Source organism: Microcoleus sp. LEGE 07076 (assembly GCF_015207455.1).
Classification (GTDB): domain Bacteria; phylum Cyanobacteriota; class Cyanobacteriia; order Cyanobacteriales; family Microcoleaceae; genus Microcoleus.
Genome location: NZ_JADEWV010000095.1, coordinates 1 through 23,803, shown reverse-complemented (window position 1 = coordinate 23,803; position 23,803 = coordinate 1). Strand labels below are relative to the sequence as shown.

At 42.7% G+C, this 23,803-nt stretch carries 12 protein-coding genes; 8 read left to right on the top strand and 4 right to left on the bottom strand.

The window, feature by feature from the left end:
* Together IQ270_RS16585 and IQ270_RS16580 are read right to left on the bottom strand one after the other, a co-directional pair.
* Positions 1 to 302: glycosyltransferase family 2 protein (locus tag IQ270_RS16585; protein WP_368670127.1), on the bottom strand; the 302-nt coding region annotated here is incomplete at its 3' end.
* 142 nt (positions 303 to 444) lie between these two features.
* On the bottom strand, positions 445 to 1,362 hold the full coding sequence (locus tag IQ270_RS16580; RefSeq protein WP_193974266.1) for a histone deacetylase: 918 nt from the start codon (positions 1,360 to 1,362) through the stop codon (positions 445 to 447).
* A 358-nt stretch (positions 1,363 to 1,720) separates the two neighbouring features.
* Between IQ270_RS16580 and IQ270_RS16575 the strand changes: the two genes are divergently transcribed.
* From IQ270_RS16575 to IQ270_RS16560, 4 genes are all read left to right on the top strand, one after another.
* Entirely contained in the window at positions 1,721 to 2,227 is a 507-nt protein-coding gene (locus tag IQ270_RS16575; protein WP_193974265.1) for a hypothetical protein, read from the top strand.
* 689 nt (positions 2,228 to 2,916) lie between these two features.
* Complete coding sequence (locus tag IQ270_RS16570; protein WP_193974264.1) at positions 2,917 to 7,617, top strand: PAS domain S-box protein; 4,701 nt, start codon at positions 2,917 to 2,919, stop codon at positions 7,615 to 7,617.
* The gene (locus IQ270_RS16565) at positions 7,583 to 9,610 is read left to right on the top strand and encodes an adenylate/guanylate cyclase domain-containing protein (protein ID WP_193974263.1); all 2,028 of its coding nucleotides are present in this window, start codon (positions 7,583 to 7,585) and stop codon (positions 9,608 to 9,610) included. The genes IQ270_RS16570 and IQ270_RS16565 overlap by 35 nt, the downstream gene beginning before the upstream one ends.
* A 496-nt stretch (positions 9,611 to 10,106) precedes the next feature.
* Positions 10,107 to 10,997: an alpha/beta fold hydrolase gene (locus tag IQ270_RS16560; RefSeq protein WP_193974262.1), complete on the top strand. Its 891-nt coding sequence runs from the start codon at positions 10,107 to 10,109 to the stop codon at positions 10,995 to 10,997.
* Positions 10,998 to 11,458: 461 nt separating this feature from the next.
* Here IQ270_RS16560 and IQ270_RS16555 read toward each other — a convergent pair whose 3' ends face one another.
* Entirely contained in the window at positions 11,459 to 12,340 is an 882-nt protein-coding gene (locus IQ270_RS16555) for a Cof-type HAD-IIB family hydrolase (RefSeq protein ID WP_193974261.1), read from the bottom strand.
* 486 nt (positions 12,341 to 12,826) lie between these two features.
* On the opposite strand from IQ270_RS16555, the gene IQ270_RS16550 reads away from it, so the two are divergent.
* The 4 genes from IQ270_RS16550 to IQ270_RS16535 all read left to right on the top strand — a co-directional run bounded on the left by IQ270_RS16550 (position 12,827) and on the right by IQ270_RS16535 (position 23,008).
* Complete coding sequence (locus tag IQ270_RS16550) at positions 12,827 to 18,340, top strand: ATP-binding sensor histidine kinase (protein ID WP_193974260.1); 5,514 nt, start codon at positions 12,827 to 12,829, stop codon at positions 18,338 to 18,340.
* A 47-nt stretch (positions 18,341 to 18,387) separates the two neighbouring features.
* On the top strand, positions 18,388 to 19,800 hold the full coding sequence (locus tag IQ270_RS16545) for an adenylate/guanylate cyclase domain-containing protein (RefSeq protein WP_193974259.1): 1,413 nt from the start codon (positions 18,388 to 18,390) through the stop codon (positions 19,798 to 19,800).
* A gap of 268 nt (positions 19,801 to 20,068) precedes the next feature.
* A complete protein-coding gene (locus IQ270_RS16540; protein ID WP_193974258.1) occupies positions 20,069 to 21,202 on the top strand; it encodes an acyltransferase family protein in 1,134 nt (377 codons plus the stop codon).
* 240 nt (positions 21,203 to 21,442) lie between these two features.
* Entirely contained in the window at positions 21,443 to 23,008 is a 1,566-nt protein-coding gene (locus IQ270_RS16535; protein ID WP_193974257.1) for a nuclease-related domain-containing DEAD/DEAH box helicase, read from the top strand.
* 10 nt (positions 23,009 to 23,018) lie between these two features.
* Here the strand turns inward: IQ270_RS16535 and IQ270_RS16530 are convergent.
* On the bottom strand, positions 23,019 to 23,803 hold a 785-nt coding region (locus tag IQ270_RS16530; protein WP_193974256.1), incomplete at its 5' end, for a hypothetical protein.

Genomic DNA, 23,803 nt, shown 5'->3' with positions numbered 1-23,803 from the left:
GGATTGGTGGATTCCAGGGCGGGACGGATCAGGGCGTTGTTGCCGAAGGCAAAGCCCCCGTTGCGCTCTAGAGGGACGAAGGCTGCCCATTCGCTCCAGCCTTCGGCGGCGATGGCGGTTGGTATTTCTTCGGTAGAGTTGTCGCCTGAAGCATTGTCGCCAACTACAACCTGCGTACCGGGGAGGGATCGCACTTCGCTAACTAGAGAGCGCAAGCAGTCTATTGTCAAACCAGGGGTTCGGTAGTTAACAATGACAACCAGCAGTGGATAGGGGTGATTTGGCTCGCTGGCATTGGACATAGGTGCAGTTTTTGGTTTATCAACTTTTTAGCTCAAGTTGTACCGATATGGCAAGCTGGAGCGATGACTAATAGTATTTTTATTTGTTTCGGTGAGGGAGACTGTTTTTTGTGCCATATTTCCGAAGTCTCGCCGCTCTGCATCAAAGGCGATATTGCCGGTAAACCTGACTTGCCGCTCGGTGCAGCAACGAATGTCGATAAACTAACCCCTTCATGTCGTCGGAATAGCCACCGCCAATCACGCAAGCAACGGGATAGCCGCCAGCTAAACAAGTAGATAAAACTTGCATTTCGCGGCGAAATAACCCCGTATCAGTTAAAGCCAATTTTCCCAGTTTGTCTGCCTGGTGAGGGTCTACTCCGGCATCGTATAATACTAAATCTGGATTGACATCGGAAAGCAAATCTGGTAAATATTTAGCCAAACTTTGTAAATATTCGTCGTCCTCCATGCCGACAGGCAAAGCTACATCTAAATCGCTTTTTTGTTTGACACTAGGAAAATTGACCTCGCAGTGCATAGAGAAAGTAAAAACACTGCTGTCATCTTGGAAAATTGTAGCGGTTCCGTCTCCTTGGTGTACGTCTAAATCGACAATTAAAACTTGGCGAACTAAACCCATTTTTTGGAGGACGCGGGAGGCGATCGCCAAATCATTAAAAATACAAAAACCCGAGCCGTAATTGGGGAAAGCGTGATGAGTTCCACCCGCAGTATTGCAAGCCAAACCGCATTCTAAAGCAAGCTTGGCAGTTAGTACCGTCCCGGAGCAGGCGATACAAGTGCGGTTGACAAGGGCCGGACTCCAAGGCAGACCAATTCGCCGCTGAGCTTTGTCATCGAGCGTTCCGTTGCAGTAAGCTTGAATGTAATCGTCATCGTGGACTAGCTGAATCCATTCTGACCCAAGAAGTTCCGGAGCGTGAAATTGCGATCGATCTGCTACCCCTTCCGCGAGCAGCATTTGGTAAAGCAGCCCAAACTTTGCCATCGGGAAGCGGTGACCGGGCGGCAGGGGTGCAACATAATCTTCGTGGTAGATAATTGGTAAATCCATGAAGATAATTGTAGAACGAATGAATCTCCAATAGACATCTCCCATAATTCTCGTTTCGCAGGTTCGCTTGCGGGCTGTTTGCAGATTTTTGAGGATTCGTCTAACCCACATATTGCAGCAATGTTAATCAAGGGATTTTTCGTGGGATCCGGCGGGTTTCTTTAACCTGGAAAGCAAGCTTTGAGGCTATTGGTGAAAGGGTGCCTACAGGTTATTGCAACTGGTGGAATATCTCAGTCTAATAAACTTCTGCAATTCTCGCTTCCCAGACTCGCTTGCGGGTTCTTTACAGGCTTTTCGGGAGATGTCTAATTAAAAGCCTGAAATTTCAAATTTAAATTCGCTGGAGAATCTGTATATGCAATTAAAAAGTGTTTGGGAGTCCGGCAGTAACAACCCCGAAAATGCTGAGAATTTAGATAATATCGCTCAGTGGTGGAAAAACCTCAACGGCAAAGAAATTAGCTGGGTTGAGCGACTGATTCCGCAAATCGGCGGTCTGAGCGAAATTCACTGGCAACCCCAGCGTTTTGACGTACAATTTGTGATAGTGAATCCCGAAATTCGCGAGGATACTCTCTATTGGTACAAACCCGATTCTCCTGTCCAACGTAACACCACAGTTCAGAAACTAGAACTAGATAACCTGCAACAGCAATTGTACCTCTATCCTCAGTTGGAATCAGAAGTGGTAATTCGCATCGGATTTCCCGAAGTTAAATATCAAACACTAGAATTAAACAATCCAGAATTTGCGTTGGGGGAAAATAATGTACTGTTGCTGTGGGAGGCTGACCGAGAACTTGAAATTAAAATCTCCCTCAGCAATGAAAATCTTGCTAAACTTAAGGAATTGCTGGCATAGAAAACACAGAGAAAAGTGTTGATAGGACAAGTGTTGGGTGCGGGGGAGTCGATTTCTCTTGGTTAGCTATATAGCAATCCTCGCATCATCATTTGTATAATTTATTGTAGGACTCTTCCGCCCTTGAACAGCCCGGGGGTAGGCACGGGGGCACTACCCCTACATATTTTGGGCGATCGCGCACGGATTGCTATAAATAGCTTGAGACTGGCGCGCGGGTGTGTCGAAACCGGGTTTTTTCACGGCAATACTTCGTTGCAGTCCGGGGGCAAGAGTAGAAAAACCGGGTTTTTTAGCATCGGGGTGCGTTTAGATGTGTATTTCTGCTAAAACCTTTTGAAGGTGGTAGCAGAATGTCCTGAACCTGGATTCATTTTCTCCGGTTTCTTGGTTTAGAAGTATTTAACTCATGATTTTTTTGATGGCATTTGTTTTTTTGAAAATGAGGAAATTTCTTGTTGCAATAAAATGTCGCAAAAATACGGTTGGTTTGAGTTACAAATTTAAGACTGTCAACCAAAATCTTATCGAATAAAAGGTTGTTATTAGATGAGTAAATATAAAAAATTTCTGTTTATGCTAACAATCTAAAAGTTTTATTAATGTTTTTTTTACAAAGATGCTTAATTTATTAAATTATCAATTAGCTTCCTACTAACACGCTAAAATTCAAAAGGACGAGACAAAAGATGGCGATAGACAAAAAAAATATTCGCATTTTAATTATCGACGATCGACCTAGCAATCTCCGGTTTTTGTCAAATATTTTGACAAAAGAAGGGTATAAAGTTCAGCGGGCAATTTCGGGAAAAATGGTGGTAAATGCTAAATTGGCAGTTCTCCCCGATTTGATTTTACTAGATATTGCGATGCCTGTCATGAACGGCTACGAAGTCTGCGAAAGACTGAAAGCTAATGAAAATACTCGTGAAATTCCGGTGATTTTTTTGAGTGTTTTTAATGAAACTTTTGAAAAAATCAAAGCTTTTGAGGTGGGGGGTATTGACTACATTGCTAAGCCTTTTCAAGTAGAAGAGTTTTTGGTGCGAATTGAAAGTCAACTGACTATACAACAGCTATCAAAACAGTTAAAACAGCAGAATGCTGAACTGCAACGAGAGGTAGAGTTTCGCAATAAAACAGAAAAAGCACTCAGGGAAAGCAAGGCGCGGTTGCAGAAGTTGGCGGTTAATATACCGGGAGTTATTTATCAATTCATGAAGAAGCTTGATGGAAGTTTCAAGTTTGAGTATATTAGTTATGCTTGTCGGGATATTTACGAATTAGAGAGTGAGAATCTCTTAAAAGATTCTAATTTGTGCTTCGATCAAAATCATCCTGATGACGTAGAATATCTGGGAGAAAAGATTTCTGAGAGCGCTCGAACTTTAGAACCTTTTGCTTTTGAATGGCGGATTGTTACGCCGTCGGGAAAACTCAAATGGCTGCAATCTAATTCTCGACCGGAAATGCGGAATAATGGCGATGTTGTTTGGTATGGTGTACTTTTTGATGTTAGCGATCGCAAGCAAGCAGAAATAGAAACGGCATCAGCTAAATCTGCTTTGGAACGGCAAGTTCAGCGAGAGTTGCTGATTGCAAAAATAACTCAAGAAGTTCGATCGAGCTTGCAGCCAGAAAAAATGTTTCAAACAGCCGCAACTCAAATCGGTCAGGCATTCGGCGTGAATCGCTGTTTGATTCATACTTACGTTACTACCCCTCAAGTGGATATTCCTCTGGCGGCAGAGTACATAGAGCCCGAGTGCGAATCAATTCGGAACGCAATCATGCCAATTTGGGGGAATCCTCACGTCGTACAAATGATGATAAAAGATCGGGCGATCGCCTCCAACGATGTTTATTCCGATCCTCTTTTACAACCGGTTGAAGCGATTTGCCGCCTGGTTGGGTTGAAATCGATGCTGGCAATTCGCACTTCGTACCAGGGTAAGGCAAACGGCGCTATTTGTTTGCACCAGTGCGATCGCTACCGGGAATGGACAAAAGATGAAATCGACTTGTTAGAAGCTGTGGCGGCTCAACTAGGGATTGCGTTGGCTCAAGCTAAACTGATCGATCGAGAAAAAAACAGGCTGGAGCAGCTCGATCGGCAAAATAAACAGTTGCAAGCAGAAGTTCGCACCCGCATCCGCGCCGAGCAAGCTCTGCAAGAATCCGAAGCAGAATTGCGGGCGATTTTTGCCGCCATGACTGACATAGTTTTGGTGAGAAATGCCCGAGGGCGCTGCATCAAAATCGCCCCGACAGCAGCGATCAATTTGGTGAAATCTCCGGGGGAAATGATTAACAAAACTGCTCACGAAATCTTGCCGGAACCTGCGGCAGATTTGGTATTAAATACCATCCAACAAGTTCTCAAAACGCAGCAAAGTATTAATATTGAATATAGCTATATGCTCGGAGAGCGGGAAATTTGGCTCGACGCTAAAGTTTCTGTGCTTTCTGCTGAATCAGTGATTATCGTAGCCCGAGATATTAGCGATCGCAAACTTGCAGAATCTGCACTCCGAGAAAGCCAGCACTTCATTCAGGCGATCGCCGATTCCAATCCCAACATACTGTACGTTTACGATTTAGTAGAACAGCGCAATGTTTACACCAACCGCCAAATTGCTGCGATGCTGGGCTACAACGCCCGAGAAATACAAGATATGGGTACTGAAATGATGCTAATTCTGATGCACCCCGAGGATTTACCACCTTTCTGCGAACACATCAAAAATTTCGATCGAGCCAAAGACGGCGACATCATAGAATTTCAATACCGCATGAAACACAAAAACGGCGAATGGCGGTGGATGCACAGTTGGGATACAGTATTTGTCAGAACAAATGAGGGTAAACCCAAACAAATTCTCGGTACGGCCAATGACATCACAGACCGCAAATTAGCGGCAGAAAAACTGCTAGCATCGCAGCAAAGAATCTCATTTTTATTGCAGCAAACGCCGCTCGCAGTAATCGAGTTAAACCTGAATTTAGAAATTATCACTTGGAATCCGGCGGCGGAAGCTATTTTTGGCTACAGCGAATTGGAAGCCAAGGGGAGAGTCGCGGCCGATTTGATCGTACCTGAAAGCTACCGCGAGCAAGGAGCTGAGATTTTCAATCGCGGCTTGAGGGACAAATCCAGTGGCATTTCCGAAAATCTGACCAAAGATGGCAGAATTATCATCTGCGAGTGGTACAATACTCAACTAATTGACGAGAACGGCAAAGTGATCGGCCTCGCTTCAATGGCTGTAGATATTACCGAACGCCAGCAAACACAAACTGAACTGCAAGAAAGTGCTTTGCGGCAAAGAGCGATCGCCCGGATCATTGAAAGAATGCGCCAGACATTAGATATCCGAGAAATTTTTGAAGCGACAACCCGAGAGTTGCGCCAAACCATGAAATGCGATCGGGTCGCCCTTTACCGTTTCAATCCTGACTGGAGCGGCGAATTTGTAGCCGAATCAGTTGACAGCAAGTGGATTTCTTTCATCCAAACACAGCAGGTCGATTCTAACTTCACTGAAGACGCTTTATACAGCGAAAAGTGCCTCGTCCAAAAAATCGAAAGCAGCTCACAAGAAGTACGGGATACCTATTTACAAGACACCGAAGGCGGAGCCTACAGCCGAGGTAAAACTTACCTTTGCGTCCCAGATATTTACAAGCAAGGCTTCAGTAATTGTTACATCCAACTTTTAGAAAGATTTGAAGCCAAATCCTACATTACTGTGCCAATTTTCTGCGGAGAAAAACTCTGGGGACTGCTAGCATCCTATCAAAATTCAGCTCCCCGCCACTGGAGCGAAGCTGAAATCAACGTTGCAGTTCATGTCGGCACTCAGCTAGGAGTAGCATTGCAGCAAGCCGAATTGCTCGCCCGCACTCAAAGGCAGTCAATGGAACTACTTAAATCAAAAGAAAACGCCGAAGTTGCCAACCGCGCCAAAAGCCAATTTCTCGCTTCCATGAGCCACGAACTCCGCACGCCTCTCAACGCCATTCTCGGTTTTTCCCAAGTCATGGCTCGCAACAGTTCTATCACACAAGAACAAAAAGAATACATAGAAATTATTAACCGCAGCGGCGAACATTTGCTGGAACTGATCAATGATGTTTTGTCAATGTCCAAAATAGAAGCCGGTCAAATCACCCTCAATCAAAGCCGCTTCAACCTCTACAACCTTCTCAGCAGCCTCAGAGAAATGCTGCAACTAAAAGCCAACTCAAAAGGCTTGCGTCTGATCTTTGAAAATACAGGCGATTTGCCGCAGTACATTGAAACAGACGAAGCTAAATTGCGACAAGTTTTAATTAACCTGCTGGGAAATGCGATTAAATTTACTCAACACGGAACGGTGACTTTGCGCGTGAGCAGACAAGCAGAAAACAACGCAGCAGGACAAAAAGAAGCCCAATTGCTTTTTGAAATTGCCGACACGGGGCCAGGCATTTGTGCTTCGGAAATTACTACATTATTCCAGCCTTTCGTACAAACCGAAACAGGACGCAGATCCATGCAGGGAACTGGTCTAGGATTGCCGATTAGCCAACAGTTTGTCAAGATTATGGGAGGAGTTCTTACTGTTGAAAGTCAACTCGACAGAGGCACAATTTTCTCTTTTAATATTCAGGTAAACGTAGTAACAGCAACTGACGAGCCAGAAAAATCGTCCCTCAAACAAGTTATTGCTTTAGAACCCGGACAGCCAACCTATAGGATATTAATAGTTGAAGATGTAGCGGAAAATCGCCAACTGCTGCTTAAGCTCCTCGTACCGCTGGGATTTGAAGTTTTGGAAGCAACTAACGGTGAAGAAGGAGTTGCTTTGCACTCAACTTGGAAGCCGCACCTGATCTTAATGGATATGCTGATGCCAGTTATGGACGGGTACGAAGCGACAAGACTGATCGAGCAAACTCCAGAAGGTAGAGAAACCATAATTATTGCCCTGACTGCTAGTGCTTTTGACGAACAGCGAGAAATAATTTTGTCTGCTGGTTGTGACGATTTTATCTGTAAACCGTTTCGTGAAGAGGTACTATTTGAAAAGATCGCGCATCACCTGAACCTGCGTTATATTTATGAGGAGGAAAACTCATCTACTTCTGGTTCAGCACCGAAACAGCTTCAAAGTTTGACCGCCGAGGATTTGAGTGTAATGCCCACAGACTGGGTGGTCGATTTGTACCAAGCAGCACTTTGCGTTGACGACAACCGCATCCTCGGACTCATCGAGCAAATTCCCGAAACTGAGGCAAATCTGGCTAAGGCTTTAACGGATTTAGTCGATAATTTTCGGATAGATATCATTATCGATTTAACTCAATTATATTATGATGAACGACAAGCCATTACCAGCGAGTCCTAGAGACATTCTGATCGTTGACGATATGCCGGACAACTTGCGACTTTTATCGACTATGCTAGAATCCTACGGGTATCAAGTCAGAAAGGCTATTAACGGACAACTGGCTCTGAAAGGGGCACAACTTTCTCCTCCGGATCTAATTTTACTAGATATTAATATGCCGAAAATGAACGGCTACGAAGTGTGTGAGAAGTTAAAAAAAAATGAAAATACTAAAGATATTCCGGTAATTTTTATTAGTGCGCTAGATGACGTGATGGAAAAAGTTAAAGCTTTTCAAGTAGGGGGAGTGGATTATATTACTAAGCCGTTTCAAGTTGAAGAAGTCTTGGCCCGCGTTGAAAGCCAACTTTCTTTGCGTTCTTTGCAATCTAAACTGCAACAGCAAGCTAGGGAATTGCACGATCGCAATTCCAGATTGCAGCAAGAAATCGCCGAGCGGCAGCAAGCCGAAGAATCAATCCGGTTTTTGCTGGAAACGACGCGGGCGATCGGCGAAGCTGTAGACTTTCACTCAGCTTTAGAAGTAATTCTGCGCCAAGTTGGCGAAACAATCGGATGGGATGTAGGAGAAGCTTGGATTCCCAATGCAGAAAAAACTGTGCTGAAATCTGCCCGCGGCTGGTATGCTAGCAACCCCTGGATGGAACCGTTCCGCAGCCAAAGCGAACAACTGACATTTGCCATGAATATCGGGCTGCCGGGACGAGTTTGGGCATCCAAGGAACCGGAATGGGTAGAAGATATTTCCCGGGGCTACCCGCATTTTCTCCGAAGTGAAATAGCACGAGAAATCGGATTCAAAGCTGGTTTTGGCGTGCCGATATTGGTAGGCGATGAAGTATTGGCGGTGCTAGTTTTTTTTCAAATTTTGCCTTGTCCGAAAGACGCCAGATTTATAGATATTTTTAATGCGGTTGGCACTCAATTAGGTTCTTTAGTTCAGCGAAAACAAGCAGAAGAATTGCTGCGCCTTGCTGAAGAAAGATATCACAGCATTGTCGAAAATGCGATGGAAGGTATTTTTCAAAGCACTCCTTCAGGACACTATCTCAGTGCTAATCCAGCTTTGGCAAAGTTGTACGGTTACGAATCGCCAGCAGAACTGATGTCTAGTATTAAAAATATTGCTGAACAACTGTACGTTAACCCGGAACGGCGCCTGGAATTCGTGGCAGCTATGGATGCAAAAAATGCCGTTTCTGGGTTTGAATGTATGGTTCGCCGCAAGGACGGGCGCCGGATTTGGGTGTCAGAAAATGTCCGTGCTGTTAGGGATGAAAAAGGTGAATTAATCTACTATGAAGGTACTGTTTCTGACATTACAGAACGGAAATTAGCACAAGAAGAGCTAAAAACTCAACAGGAACAAAGCGAAAAATTGCTGTTAAATATTTTGCCGCAACCAATAGCAGAACGATTGAAGGCAGAGCAAAGCACGATTGCTGACAGTTTTGGTGAAGTGAGTGTTTTATTTGCTGATCTTGTTGGCTTTACTGAGCTGTCGGTGAGAATGTCTCCTACGGAGTTGGTAAAGCGATTGAACGTGATTTTTTCTCACTTCGACCAGTTAGCTGAAAAGTACGGTGTGGAGAAAATTAAGACTATTGGCGATGCTTACATGGTAGTTGGGGGATTGCCTACGCCGAAAGAGGATCACGCTGTGGCGATCGCCCAAATGGCATTAGGAATGCAGGCAAAAATAGCTAAGTTGTCGGCCGAGACAGGGGAAAAACTGGCAATTCGCGTCGGGATCAATTCCGGGCCGGTGGTGGCGGGAGTGATTGGTGTGAGCAAGTTTACCTATGATTTGTGGGGAGATACGGTGAATGTGGCGGCGAGGATGGAAGCTACGGGTTTTGCAGGCAGAATTCAAGTTACTGATGTTACTTACGAGCTTTTGAAAGATAAGTATTTGTTTGAGATGCGAGGGGTGATTCCGGTGAAAGGTAAGGGAGATATGAGGACTTATTGGTTGTTGGAAAAAAAGTAGTCAGTAGTCAGTAGTCATTAGTCATTGGAATTGGTTATTGGTTATTGGTTATTGGTTATTGGTTATTGGTTATTCGTTATTCGTTATTCGTTATTCGTTATTCGTTATTGGTTGCGAATTCCCAATTCTCAATTCTCAATTCTCAATTCTCAATTCTCAATTCCAATTCTCAATTCTCAATTCTCAATTCTCAATTCTCAATTATCAATTCCCAATAACAACTAATAATTAAGGCTCTCCTGAGTTGATGGTGGATGCGGTATCAGGCACAACTGTTCGCTATTCTATGATGCCCTCGGAGTAAGGATATGCGGTTTGCTTATCACTACAAACTCAGGAGAACCATAATTAACAACTGACTAATGACTAATGACTAATGACTAATGACTAATGACTACTGACTACTGACTACTGACTACTGACTAATGACTAATGACTTCTGACTAATGACTTCTGCTATGATGAAAGTGGTTAACGAAAATTTACATTTAGAGCCGTGACTGCACAAGAATTAGTATCTGCAACGAGTTTTGAAAAGCTTATTTGGACTTGGAAAGGTCACAAAATCCAATATACCGTCCAAGGAACCGGCCGCCCTTTGGTGTTGATTCACGGGTTTGGGGCTTCTATAGGACATTGGCGGCAAAATATCCCCGCACTCGCGGCGGGCGGCTACCGGGTATTTGCGCTGGACTTGCTGGGATTCGGGGCTTCGGGCAAACCTGCGCTCGATTACACTCTGGAATTGTGGGAAGAATTGCTGACAGATTTCTGGACAGAATTTGTACGGGAACCGGCGGTATTTGTCGGAAATTCGATCGGCGCTTTGCTGAGTTTGATGGTAGTCGCCAACCATCCAGAAATATCAGCCGGCGGTGTGTTGATCAACTGTGCCGGCGGGCTCAACCACCGGCCGGAGGAACTGAATTTCCCGCTGCGAGTAGTGATGGGGACTTTTGCTAAATTAGTTCGATCGCCCGTCGTCGGCCCGTTTGTGTTCAACAACATCCGCCAAAAACACCGCATCCGCAACACCCTGCGCCAAGTCTACGGGAACCGCGAAGCCATCACCGACGAACTCGTAGAACTCCTGCACGCGCCCTCCTGCGAGCCCGGAGCTCAACAAGTTTTCGCTTCCATTCTCACAGCCCCAGCAGGCCCGGGGCCGTCAGAATTGCTGCCTCGTGTCGATCGTCCGTTACTGGTACTTTGGGGTGCAGACGACCCCTGGACACCAATCGCCGGGAGCCAGATTTACCAAGAATTGGCCGCCAACGATAAACCCGTGAAATTTGTTTCAATTCCCAACACGGGCCACTGTCCCCACGACGAGCGCCCAGGTGAAGTCAACGCTCTGATTTTGGACTGGCTGCGGGAATTGAAGTAAAATTTTTCTGGTGAATGCAAAGCAAAGGGCGATCGAGCAAAACCCTTGCCTTCCAAAGGTTTTACCTCGCTCCACCGCACCTGCACCCTGGCTTGAACCGACTCAACAAAAAACTTTTGTAAAAAGTATTGACACATTCGGGCGAGTCTGCTATATTAATGGACGTGTGAGGAGCGAACCAGAAAAAGCACCGAGACGAAACACGGCCAGTCGTCGGTGCTTTTTCTGTGGAAAGGCATTTTTAAAATCGTAATTATAGTGTAGATGCAGACGGCGGTTGAAACCAGGTTTACACAAACGATGTCCGCCTTCGCGGACTGAAGAGAATAAGTAATTTTCACCGCCTTTGTCTTCAACCCGCGGAGGCGGGTTTTGCTTGTGTAGACGCGGTTTCAACCGCGAGCGTCTTCTTCGGAGCGAGCGGGAAACTCGCACTCCGAAAATTATTATTGCTAGAAATATCAGCTCGCGCCCAAAACAAATTGCTCGATCGCCGCCGCCACCCCATCTTCCTCCACATCCGGCGCAACCCAATCAGCACCAATTTTCACGCCATCAGGAGCATTCCCCATCGCCACGCCCACACCCGCGTAGGAAATCATTTCCACATCATTAAAATTATCGCCGATCGCCATCACCTGAGCCGGCTGCAAACCCAACAATTCCTCGGCTAAATACTTCACCCCATCTCCCTTGCTCGCCAAAGGATGCGTAGCTTCAAAAAAAGTAGCCACCGATCGAGTCAAATAAAGCTCCGCAGGCCTGTACCGCTGCCGCATACTGCTGAGCAAGCCATCGAGTACCTCCGGATTCTCGCACAAAGCCAAAACCTTTGTCGGTTCCCCCGGAATATCTCGCCGCAAATCTTTAATTAAATTTGGTTCAATGCCCGATCGTTGGGCATAAACTCGGGTAGCTGCGGTAATTTCCGGCACGTAAAGTTTGTCGTCAATGTAGAAATGGATCGAAAGGATCGATTGCGAATGCACTTCTTCAAAATAATCTAACAGTTGCAAAGCAGTTTGTTTCGACAGCGACAAGTGTCGCAGCCGCTTTTGAGTCGCCGGATCTTGAATCCACGCGCCCTGGTAGCAAATCAGTGGCAAAGTTGAGCCGATTTCTGAGTGAAAACGCAAAGCCGACTGATACATCCTGCCCGTCGCAACGGCCACTTTCACTCCCCGCGACTCGGCCGCCAAAATTGCCCGCTTGACGGGTTCTCTGATTTCATTTGACAAACCTGCGATCGTGCCGTCGATATCCAGTACCAGCAGTTTAATCTCTGCGGTATTAAAAGCGCGATCGGGCGCAGTAGCTGGATTTGAGGCAATTATCTTCTGCATGATTTTTTTGAGATTTTAGCTGTTGATTTGCACGCACCAGTTTATTTTGGCACTGGCGATCGGCTTTGTTTGCATCTAGATTGTCTGTTATCTTTGAGGAAGACATTGGGAGAGCCAGAAAGCTCAGAGCACAAAAGGATGGAGAGGATTTGACTATCAACGAGAATAAGTCATTGAAATATACAATAATTTAAATGCCAGTAGGGTCTGGGCTGCTCGCCCAGAACTCTATCAAGAGCGCCTCAAACTACTTTTTGTCTGAGTCCCGATCGCAGCCGCTTTACCGATTCACTTACCCGTCCTCTTGATGCGATCTTGATTTACACTTACTTCACAGTATCCCAGGCAATATCTCAATCATTATCTCATCATTAATTCCCACTTACTCACTTAAAATTATTATTCAAAAAGAATCATTTATTTCCAGTTTTTTTTAGCTAAACTTATCAACTTAAATTTTTACTTTTCCAACGGCCCTCAAACAGCATGATTACCATCCCCGGATACCGCATTGACCGAGAACTTTATACAAACCATCATACAGTTATTTATCGAGGAATGCAGCTTGACGAACAAAAACCAGTTATCCTCAAAACTCTCGCACAGCCCTACCCAACCCCAGCACAAATAGCCCAACTTCTCCACGAATCCGAAATTATTAAAAATTTGAATTTGCCAGGAATAGTAAAATTTTATCAACTCGAAAAATACAATCACTTTCCTGTTTTAATTTTAGAAGATTTTGGTGGCATTTCTCTAAAAGAATTTATCAGCAACAACCAGCTAGACTTACAGCAATTTTTGCAGATCGGCATCAAGCTAGCAGAAACTCTCGGTCAACTTCACGAACACCACATCATCCACAAAGATATTAAACCGAGCAATATTATTGTCAATATCGAGACAGGGGATGTCAAAATTGCTGATTTTGCGATCGCCTCCCTGCTACCGGGCGAAAACCCCGCCCTGAGCCATCCCAATTTACTCGAAGGCACCCTCGCCTATATGTCTCCAGAACAAACTAGACGTATGAATCGAACGATCGACTACCGCACCGATTTTTATTCTCTAGGCATCACCTTTTATGAAATGCTCTGCGGCGAATTGCCTTTTAATGCGATCGATCCGATGGAATTAGTACACTGCCATATTGCCAAAAAACCAGTTGCTCCTTGTGAGAACATAAACCAGAAAATAAAAAGCACAATCAATCAACCAGACAACCCGAAAATCCCTCAATTCCTTTCCGACCTCGTCATGAAACTATTAGCAAAAACCGCCGAGGACAGGTATCAAAGTGCCTTTGGAATTTGGTACGACTTAGAAAAATCTCTCGGCTGGCTACAAACCACAGGCGAAATTCCTCACCTCACCCTCGGCGAGCAAGATCGATCGACTTACCTACATATTTCCCAAAAATTTTACGGGCGACAAACCGAAGTTAATCAGCTTCTTAATACCTTCGATCGCATCAAACGCGGCAACACAGAAATAATATTAATTTCCGGTTGTGCAGGTTTGGGGAAATCGTGGTTAGTCTATGAAATTCATAAGTCGATTGTGCGGGAAAACGGATATTTTATCGAGAGCAAATTTGAAAAATTTAAGCGCGATATTCCCTACGCTTTTTTGCTTCAAGCTTTTCAAGACTTGTTGCGGCAACTCCTCACAGAAACAGCCGCAAAAGTTCAAGTTTGGAGACAGAAAATCTTAAATGCCCTGGGCGGCAACTGCCAAGTAATTATTGAAGTTATTCCCGAAGTAGAAATGATTGTCGGCCCCCAGCCCCCAGTGCCAGATTTAGGAGCGAATGAATCTCAAAATCGCTTTAATTTAGTATTTCAAAAATTCATCCACATCTTTGCTCAAAAAGCACACCCGCTGGTAATCTTTCTCGACGACTTGCAGTGGGTAGATTCAGCATCGCTCAAATTAATCCAACTGCTAACAAGCAACCTCGCCAGTCAATATTTATTAATAATTGGAGCCTATCGAGAACAAGAAGTAGGTGCAAATCATCCCGTAATGCTCGCCGCCGAAACAATTAGAAAAGCAGGCGGGAAACTCAGCGCGATCGCCCTTTCGCCTTTAGATATTGACAGCATCAATCAATTCGTTGCAGATACTCTAAACTGCCCGCCAGAAAAATCGCTAGATTTAGCAGGATTGCTTTTTCAAAAAACCGGAGGAAATCCATTTTTCTTAACTCAAATGCTGAAATATATTTACTCCAAAAAATTACTGAAATTCAAATTTTTACCTGCCAATAATTCTGTTAATAAAGCCGAACCTAACGTTTATGAGTCGCGCCCCAGAAAAGCCAATCCAGTTTGCAAACAATGCGAAATCACAGGTGAGTGGCAGTGGGATATCGAACAAATTCAAGAAATAGGAATAACTGACAACGTTGTAGAATTAACGATATACAACATTCAAAAACTTTCAGAAAATACGCAGGAATTGCTCAAATTAGCCGCTTGTATTGGCAACAAATTTGATTTAGGAATCCTCTCAAAAATCTGCAAAAAATCTCTAGTTTCCGCAGCAACAGACCTCTGGGAAGCACTTCAGTCAGGTCTGATTTTGCCCGTAAATAACGCCTACAAAATTCCGCTCGCACTAGCAACCAGCACAGAAGCAACAGACAAAATATCTAGAGACTTTACAGATGAATTTTCCCTACCAGTAACTGATGCTGCTAGCGCAACGTATAAATTTTTACACGAGCGAGTTCAGCAAGCAGCTTACGCTTTAATATCCGAGTCTCAGAAACAAGAAACCCATCTCAAAATCGGTAGATACCTGCTGCAAAACGCACATCCAGAGCAATTAGAAAACGATTTTTTCGATACAGTTAACCAACTAAATGCCGCCCGAAAAATCATCAGCAGTGAATCAGAAAAATTTCAATTATGCCAATTAAATTTAATTGCAGGGCGGAAAGCAAAAGCCAGTGCAGCTTACGAACTAGCCCTCAAATATTTAACCGACGGTATTGAATTGCTTGCTGCAGAAAGTTGGCAAACAAACTACGATTTGACTCTGGGACTCTACGAGTCAGCAGCAGAAGCAGCTTACCTCAATACCGAATTTGCACAAATGGAAAAATGGGCAGAATTTGTCCTGCAACACGCAAAAAATGAATTAGACAAAATAAAAGTTTTTGAAATCAGAATCACAGCTTGTGCGATGCAAACCAAACTGCAAGAATCCGTAAAAATTGGTCTAGAAGCACTAAGAATGCTGGGAATAAACTTTCCTGAATCGCCAACTCCCCTCCACATTCAGCAAGCACTGACCAAAACCGCAGCTTATTTAAATGGAAAAAATATAGAAGATTTAATTGACTTGCCGGTGATGACAAATTCCTACAAGCTAGCAACTATGCGCGTGCTTTCCAGTATGTTTTCAGCTACTTTTATAGTTGAACCAGTGCTGCTGCCACTAATAGTGTGTGAGCAAGTTGATTTATCGATCAACTACGGAAATTCTGCTTTGTCAGCTTTCGGTTATGCTAATTACGGCGCAATTTTGAAAAGAATCGTTAGAGATATTGAAGCGGGCGATCGCTTCGGTCAACTAGCTTTAAATTTGATCGATCGACTAAATGCTTTAGAATTCAAAAGCAAGACGCTTAATTTAGTAGCATTCGTTTTGATGCACGGCAAGCATCACGTTAAAGACACTTTACCTCTGTTAGAGGAAGCCTATCAAAGCGCCCTCGAAAATGGTGATTTAGAATCTGTCGGATATTCTGCAGTAAATATTTGTCAGTCTTTATATTTTATCGGTCAAGAATTGCCACAACTCGAACAAAAAATGGTAAATTACAACCATTTATTATTTCAACTCAAGCAAGAAACGGTATTGACTTGGAATCAAATATATCGGCAAACAGTTTTGCTGTTGATGGGAAAGTTGGCAAATTCTGATATTTTATTAAGTGAAGGTTACAGCGAAAAAAAATTGTTGCCACTGCTTTTGAAAGCTAACGATCGCGTCGGTCTCCAGCACTTTTATTTGCAAAAATTAATCCTGTCATATTTATTTGGAAATGTCGATCAAGCGCTAGAAAATGCATCGCAAGCCGAAGTTTATTTAGACGGAATGGCGGGCTTTATCAATGTTTCCGAATACCATTTTTACGATGCTCTCGCCCGACTAGCAGCATATCCATCGGCAACAAATGATGAACAAGAAGAGCATCTTTTTTACGCTGGCAGCAATCTAAAAAAACTGCAAAAAAAAGCGCTCTCTGCACCCATGAACCTCCAGCACAAGTGCGACTTGATTGCCGCCGAAAAAGCGCGAATCTTGGGGAATATTGTGACAGCAATGGAGTATTACGACAGCGCCATTGCGGGAGCGCAAGAAAACGGATACATACAGGTACAAGCACTCGCGGCAGAATTGGCAGGAGCATTTTATCTATCCATAAAACGAGAAAAAATCGCTAAAACTTACTTGACAGAAGCGCGTTATTGCTATCAGCGCTGGGGAGCCACAGCCAAAGTAAGACATTTAGAATCAAAATACTGGCAATTGCTAACTTCAGCCTCGATTTCAACTAATATCGAAACTCACAAGTCTACGAGCAGTGCTTGCACTACGAGCGACAGTGCAGGGGTACTAGACATGACAACCGCAGTCAAAGCATCACAAACATTAGCCAGCGAAATAGTTCTAGAAAAGTTGCTGGCAAGAATGATGAAAATTGTGATTGAAAATGCTGGGGGGCAAAAAGGTTTTTTAATAATAGAAAAAAATGAAAAATGGGTAATTGAAGCATCAGGATTTGTAGATGCCGATCGCGTTGCTGTCATGCAATCAATTCCCATAGATTTTGTAGATGAGGAACAAAAAGTAACTTGGCTGGCAGTTGCAGTCGTCAACTACGTCGCCCGCACCCACGAAAGTATAGTTTTAAACGATGCCAGCCGCGAAGGACAATTTACTCGGGCACCTTATATACTTGCCGTTCAACCTAAATCAATTCTTTGTACTCCGTTAATCCATCAAGGCAAACTAAGCGGCATTCTATATTTAGAAAACAATCTGACTACAGGCGCTTTTACGCCAGATAGATTAGAAATATTAAAACTGCTGTCTTCTCAAATTTCTATCTCAATAGAAAATGCCCAACTTTACACAAACTTGCAGCAATTCAATCAGAATCTCGAAAAGTTAGTACAGCAGCGTACTTCCGAGCTCTCCCAAACCTTAGAAGACTTAAAGTCTGCCCAAAATAAACTGGTTGAATCGGAAAAAATGGCCGCCCTTGGGGGGTTGGTTGCAGGTGTTGCTCACGAAATCAATACTCCCATCGGCATCGGCATCACCGCCGCCTCCCTGCTGGCGGAAAAAGTCACAAAATTTTTTGAGCTTTACAGCAAGGGGCAAATTAAACGTTCGGAGTTAGAAAAGTTCCTGGATACGGCTATGCAAAGCAGTAATATGATCTTATCAAACCTGACGCGGGCGGCTGACTTGATTCATAGTTTTAAAGAAGTGGCTGTAGATCAGTCGAGCGAATTAAAACGCACGTTTAATGTAAAAAACTATCTCGAAGAGATTTTGACATCTTTAACCGCCAAACTAAGACAAACTAAACACAAAATCGAGATTAAGTGCGATGAAAGTATTGTACTGGACAGTTACCCGGGCGTGCTGTGTCAAATTGTGACAAATCTGGTGTTGAATTCGCTAATTCATGCTTACGATGCAGAAAACGAAGGGATTCTGGCTTTTGATTTCAAACTAGAGGGCGATCGGCTAATATTTGAATATGCCGATAACGGCAAAGGAATTACCCCTGAAAATCTCACTAAAATCTTTGAACCATTTTTTACCACCAAAAGAGGTAAGGGCGGCACGGGATTGGGACTGCACATTATTTACAACCTCGTCACGCAAAAACTAAAAGGCACAGTTACCTGCGAAAGTCAAGTGAATAAAGGCACAAGATTTATGATTGAATTTCCCGTTAAAATTAACAATTAGTTATTATAGCGGCAGTTTAAACATAGTTTTATTTAGGAGAGCGATAAATGTCAGAAGCTAGTAAAAATCTGTTCGCTGTCGGCGATGACGAATCAATACCGGCGGGCGAGGATGAATTAATATTTGCTGAAGAAGATGAGGCGGAAGACCAGCCGATCGCAGCGAGTTGGAAAATTTTAATTGTAGACGATGAAATAGAAATTCACAATATTACAAAACTCGCCTTAAGAGAATTTACTTTTGAAAACAAACCGATCGCATTTATCAGCGCTTTTTCCGGCAAAGAAGCCAAAGAAATGGTCCAAACCCATTCCGATATAGCATTAATTTTACTGGATGTAGTGATGGAAACAGAAGAGGCAGGCTTGGAGGTAGTAAAATACATCCGCGATATTTTAGACAATAAAATAGTGCGGATTATTTTGCGTACCGGACAGCCGGGACAAGTGCCAGAAGATGTCGTAATTGTCAGCTACGATATTAATGATTATAAAACGAAAACAGAGCTAACAAATAAAAAGTTATTTACCACGGTAGTAACAGCGCTGAGAGCATTTCGCGCCCTGAGTCAAATCGAATCCAGTAAAACCGAAATCGAAAAAATTGCAACAGCTTCTGCCCGCTTTGTTCCCCGCGAGTTTTTAAAGTTTCTCAAAAGAGAAAGTATCGTTGATGCCAGATTGGGAGACTCTGTACAGGCAGAAATGACGATTATGTTTGCCGATATTCGTTCATTTACAAGTCTCTCAGAAAGTATGTCTCCTAGAGAAAACTTTGAGTTTCTCAACTCTTATTTGAGCCGAGTTGGTCCAGTTATACGCCAGTACAACGGTTTTATTGATAAATACATTGGTGACGCAATTATGGCGCTGTTTCCTAATTGTGCTGAAGATGCGGTGCAGGCTGCAATTGAGATGCAGCAGCAAGTTAAAATTTATAACAGACACAGGCAAAATAGCGGCTATCAACCTATTTCTATAGGGATTGGTTTGCATACGGGAACTTTAATGTTGGGTACTATTGGCGAAGCGGAACGGATGGAAAGTACGGTAATTTCTGATGCTGTTAATTTAGCAGCGCGGGTGGAAGGATTGACAAAGCTTTACGGAGTGGGTATTGTAGCTAGCGTCCAAACTCTTTGCCGGATAGACGATCCACAAAATTATAATTGCCGGTTTCTCGATCGCGTTCAAGTAAAAGGAAAACAAACACCTGTTGCTGTATTTGAAATTTACGACGGTGACTCGGATATTGCGATCGAATTAAAAGGACAAACCCAAACTGATTTTGAACAGGGTATTTTTTTTCACTACCAACAGCAATTCGCGCAAGCAAAGCAAATGTTTTTGCGCGTCTTGCAAGTCAACAAGTATGATAAGGCTGCACAGTTTTATGTAGAACGTTGTGATATGTTGATGAAGAATGCAGTCATTATGACTCTGGAAGGAATTGAAATTTAGGGAATTGGTCAGTTGTCAGTTGTCAGTTGTCAGTTGTCAGTGGTCAGTTGTCGGTAGTCAGTGGTCAGTTGTCGGTAGTCAGTGGTCAGTTGTCAGTTGTAATATCACGTCCGATCGACCACAATATTGTCGGGGCGCGTTTACGATGATATGTCGCTTCTATTACTGACAATGCGCGAACCCGCCCTTACTGAAATTCAGGTTAATTTACTGGACATCATATAATGGGTAATGGGTAATTAGTCCTTCTTCCTTCTTCCTTCTCTCCATGCGCTTAAAATCCCTTGATGTTTTTCGCGGAATTGCGATCGCCTCGATGATTTTAGTCAACAATCCCGGCAGTTGGAAACAGGTGTATCCGCCGCTAGATCACGCAGAATGGCACGGCTGCACCCCAACGGATTTAATATTTCCGTTTTTCCTGTTTATTGTCGGCTGCGCGATGTCCTTCTCGCTGTCAAAATATACTGAAACTACTACAAAAATAGCAACAAATATCTACTGGCGAATTGCGCGCCGCGCGGCGATTTTATTTATATTAGGATTGCTGCTAAACACATCTTCGATCGCCCTTGACGTACTTCTCAACAGTGCCCCAGTCGAAAACTTCGGTAAAATCAGGATTATGGGAGTATTGCAGCGGATCGGCTTAGCGTATTTCATCAGTGCGATCGCCATTCTCAACCTTTCCCCCCGCAACCAAAAACTGCTCGCTGTTGCGGTACTTTTGGGCTATTGGGCTGCACTAACCGCAGGCGCTGTAGGGGGGTACAGTGCCGGCGAACTCACGCCAGAAGGAAATTTAGGGGGATATGTCGATCGGCTAATTCTCGGCAGCCAACACCTGTACAAAGGAGGCCCCTTCGATCCAGAAGGATTGTTGAGCACCTTACCGGCAAGCGTTACAGTCCTCACAGGCTACTTTACGGGAGAATGGTTGCGCGTGCAGCCGATCGAAACCCGCACCAGTGTAAACTTAGCAATATGCGGCCTAAGTTGTCTAGTAATCGGCCATTTGTGGGGATTTTTATTTCCGATTAACAAACAACTGTGGACGAGCTCCTATGTAGTTTTTACCGCAGGTTGGGCGTTGCTATTGCTAGCAGCTTGCTACGAAACAATAGAAGTGCGGAATGGGAAATGGGGGCGACCCTTTGAAATCATGGGATTGAATGCAATTTTCTTGTTTGTTGCCTCTGGTATTGTCGCTAGACTTTTGTTGAAAACTCATATTGGTATTGGTAAAACTGCTCCAACAACTTACACTTGGATTTACGAAAACTGGTTTTTGCCGTGGGCTGGGCCGCTGAACGGTTCTCTGGCATTTGCTGTGACAGCGGTATTGTGTTGGTGGTTAATTTTGTATGGGATGTACCGCCGAGGTTGGGCGATCAAAATTTGAGTGGTTTGGTATCTAGTGGAGCTAGCTCTTTTCTGTGTAGCGCCTGATGTACTTGAATCGGAGTGTGCGAGGTACTAGATGCTTGAAAGGGAGACTTCCTATGGCAAGTAATAGCTACTGGGGCTTGACATACAAAAACATTTTACGGTAATATACACCCAGAAATAATATCCTTCAAATACAATATAAAAACTTACCAACAAAATAGTAGTCATGTATAAAGAGAAGAGGTGAATAGTTATGGCAAGAATGATTCCTAAAAAATTATCATCAACAACTAGGAGCTACGCAGAAAAGACTCTATTCCAAATTTTTGAAAATAATCTGAGTAATGATTATGTTGTTTTTCATGGAGCCTGGTGGCAGGATACCAAAGATACAGTTCAAGATAGGGAAGCTGACTTCATTGTTATTCATCCCGATCGAGGAATTCTTATAGTAGAAGTTAAAGGAGGGAAGATCAGCTACGATCCTGTGAACATGGTTTGGTATCAGAACGAACACAAGATGAAGATATCTCCTTTTAAACAAGCTAAAGATATTAGGTATAAGTTTTTCAATTTTCTTAAAAAATACCCCGAATTTAATAATATTTTCTTTTGTATTGGACAATGTGTGGCTTTTTGTGATATTGATGAAGTCGTAAACAATCTACCCTCTGAGGCACCTCAAGACATATTACTTTTGCGTCCTCATTTAGGAAATATTAGTGGTTGGATATCTTCTGTTTTCGATTACTATAAACCGAAGGGAAATTTTACAAAACTTGGAGAGCAGCGGACAGATTTAATTATTAATCTCATCTCTCCAAGTACAAAGTTCCAAAAATATATTGCTAATGATATTAGTGAAACTAACCAAGAAATTCTTCAATTAACAGAACAGCAATTTGATATCTTGAATAATCTGTGCCTACACACTCAGTGCATTGTTCTGGGCTGTGCTGGTTCAGGGAAGACTCAGTTGGCCATAGAAAAAGCAAGAAGGTTATGCCAACATAAGGTTAGAACGCTCGTAATATGTAAATCTAATAACCTTTCTCTTTATCTCGCTGCTTCTTTACAAGATGAAATTACAGTGGGTTACTGTGTAGTTTATAGTTATGAAGAAATACCCCCACAAAAATCTCAGTTAACATTTGAGTTTGCAGCAATCATCGTTGACGAAGGACAAGACTTTGAGCAAAAGGAAATTAACGATTTGAAACAGTTGATTCCTGATGATGGAATATTCTACATTTTTCAAGATAGTAATCAAAATCTTTCAAAAAATGCAAAAAAACTTGCTCTGAAAGTAAGCCCAAATGTTTTAGATAAAAATTGTCGAAACACTGACAAGATATTCAAATATGCAGAGCCATTCGTATCTTGCATCCACCCAATAAAGAGTTCCTCAATTAAAGGAAGAGAAGTAATACATCGGATATATGAAGAGACAGATGATATCTTTAGTCTAGTAGAAAAATATATTACCGCTGTAGTTAATAATGATAAGGTTTTCCCCGATCAGATTGTTATATTAACTGATATGTATCCATCATCAAAGTCCATATTTTCACAATATTTGCATATCGATCGTTTTCATCTTAAACCATATTCATTTTCTAATAAAGATCAAAATACTATTCATTGGTCAAATATAGGGATGTATAAGGGACTAGAAAGTGATGTCATAGTCTTAGTTTTTGAAAAAGAAAAGAAATTGATACCAAGCAATTGGGATATCGCAGATAGGTACGTTGGAGCAACAAGAGCAAAAAGCTTTCTCGTTATTTATGAACCTCCCGATCAAGATATTGATTTTTAAGATTACAATTTTACTGATAATTCAAGCCTTCGGATTCATCTTCTATCTCACTCTCTTCCAAAATCTCTTCAAAAGAAGGCAACCCAGGAGAATTGTTATCGTATAAAGTTCCTATCTGATAGACAGCCTGTTGGATCGGTTTTGGTATTGGACGCTTTAAGTTATGAGATACAAAGTCTTGCAAATGTCCACGATGATAGCCATCTCTGAAAATTAGATAGTAAGCATATATACAATTCAATTGCAATGCGATACAACTGATTTTCATTAACTTAGTTATATATTCAATAATTCTATCTCTGAGTTTTGTATTCTTTCCTATTCTTTCTATATAGGTTAGCGCCCCTTTTCGTGGCTTAACCAGGTGATGAATAATTCTAGTCTTGATAAAAATATTAACAAGTTCATCATCAAATACTTTAAAAAGATATTTAAGGCTAATTTTTTGAATATCATTACTATAATTGTGTAATAAAAATTTCACAAACAACCAAGAGTAATTTTTCCAATATTTTGGGTACTTTTTGGACAATATATAAAGCCATTCCATGTGTTGACTAAATATTTGATTTTCTAGTTTTGCGTTGAATTTAATGTTTCTCAAAAAAATACAGAATTGTTCTGCTCTATCTTCATCAAAATCGTGTATTTTGATAACTTTTTTTGGATATTTTGAGAAATATAATTTCTGATATTCCTCACTTGTTTTTTGAGAATCAATTTCTTTGATGATTTGGGTTTTATCGAGCTTCTTTTCTTGCTTGTTTTCATTATAACCTTCTTCTTCGCACGGCA

Coding starts and splice junctions, on each gene's coding strand:
- IQ270_RS16580 (WP_193974266.1), bottom strand. CDS start 1,362: ATGGATTTACCAATTATCTACCACGAAGATTATGTTGCACCCCTGCCG.
- IQ270_RS16575 (WP_193974265.1), top strand. CDS start 1,721: ATGCAATTAAAAAGTGTTTGGGAGTCCGGCAGTAACAACCCCGAAAAT.
- IQ270_RS16570 (WP_193974264.1), top strand. CDS start 2,917: ATGGCGATAGACAAAAAAAATATTCGCATTTTAATTATCGACGATCGA.
- IQ270_RS16565 (WP_193974263.1), top strand. CDS start 7,583: ATGATGAACGACAAGCCATTACCAGCGAGTCCTAGAGACATTCTGATC.
- IQ270_RS16555 (WP_193974261.1), bottom strand. CDS start 12,340: ATGCAGAAGATAATTGCCTCAAATCCAGCTACTGCGCCCGATCGCGCT.
- IQ270_RS16550 (WP_193974260.1), top strand. CDS start 12,827: ATGATTACCATCCCCGGATACCGCATTGACCGAGAACTTTATACAAAC.
- IQ270_RS16545 (WP_193974259.1), top strand. CDS start 18,388: ATGTCAGAAGCTAGTAAAAATCTGTTCGCTGTCGGCGATGACGAATCA.
- IQ270_RS16540 (WP_193974258.1), top strand. CDS start 20,069: ATGCGCTTAAAATCCCTTGATGTTTTTCGCGGAATTGCGATCGCCTCG.
- IQ270_RS16535 (WP_193974257.1), top strand. CDS start 21,443: ATGGCAAGAATGATTCCTAAAAAATTATCATCAACAACTAGGAGCTAC.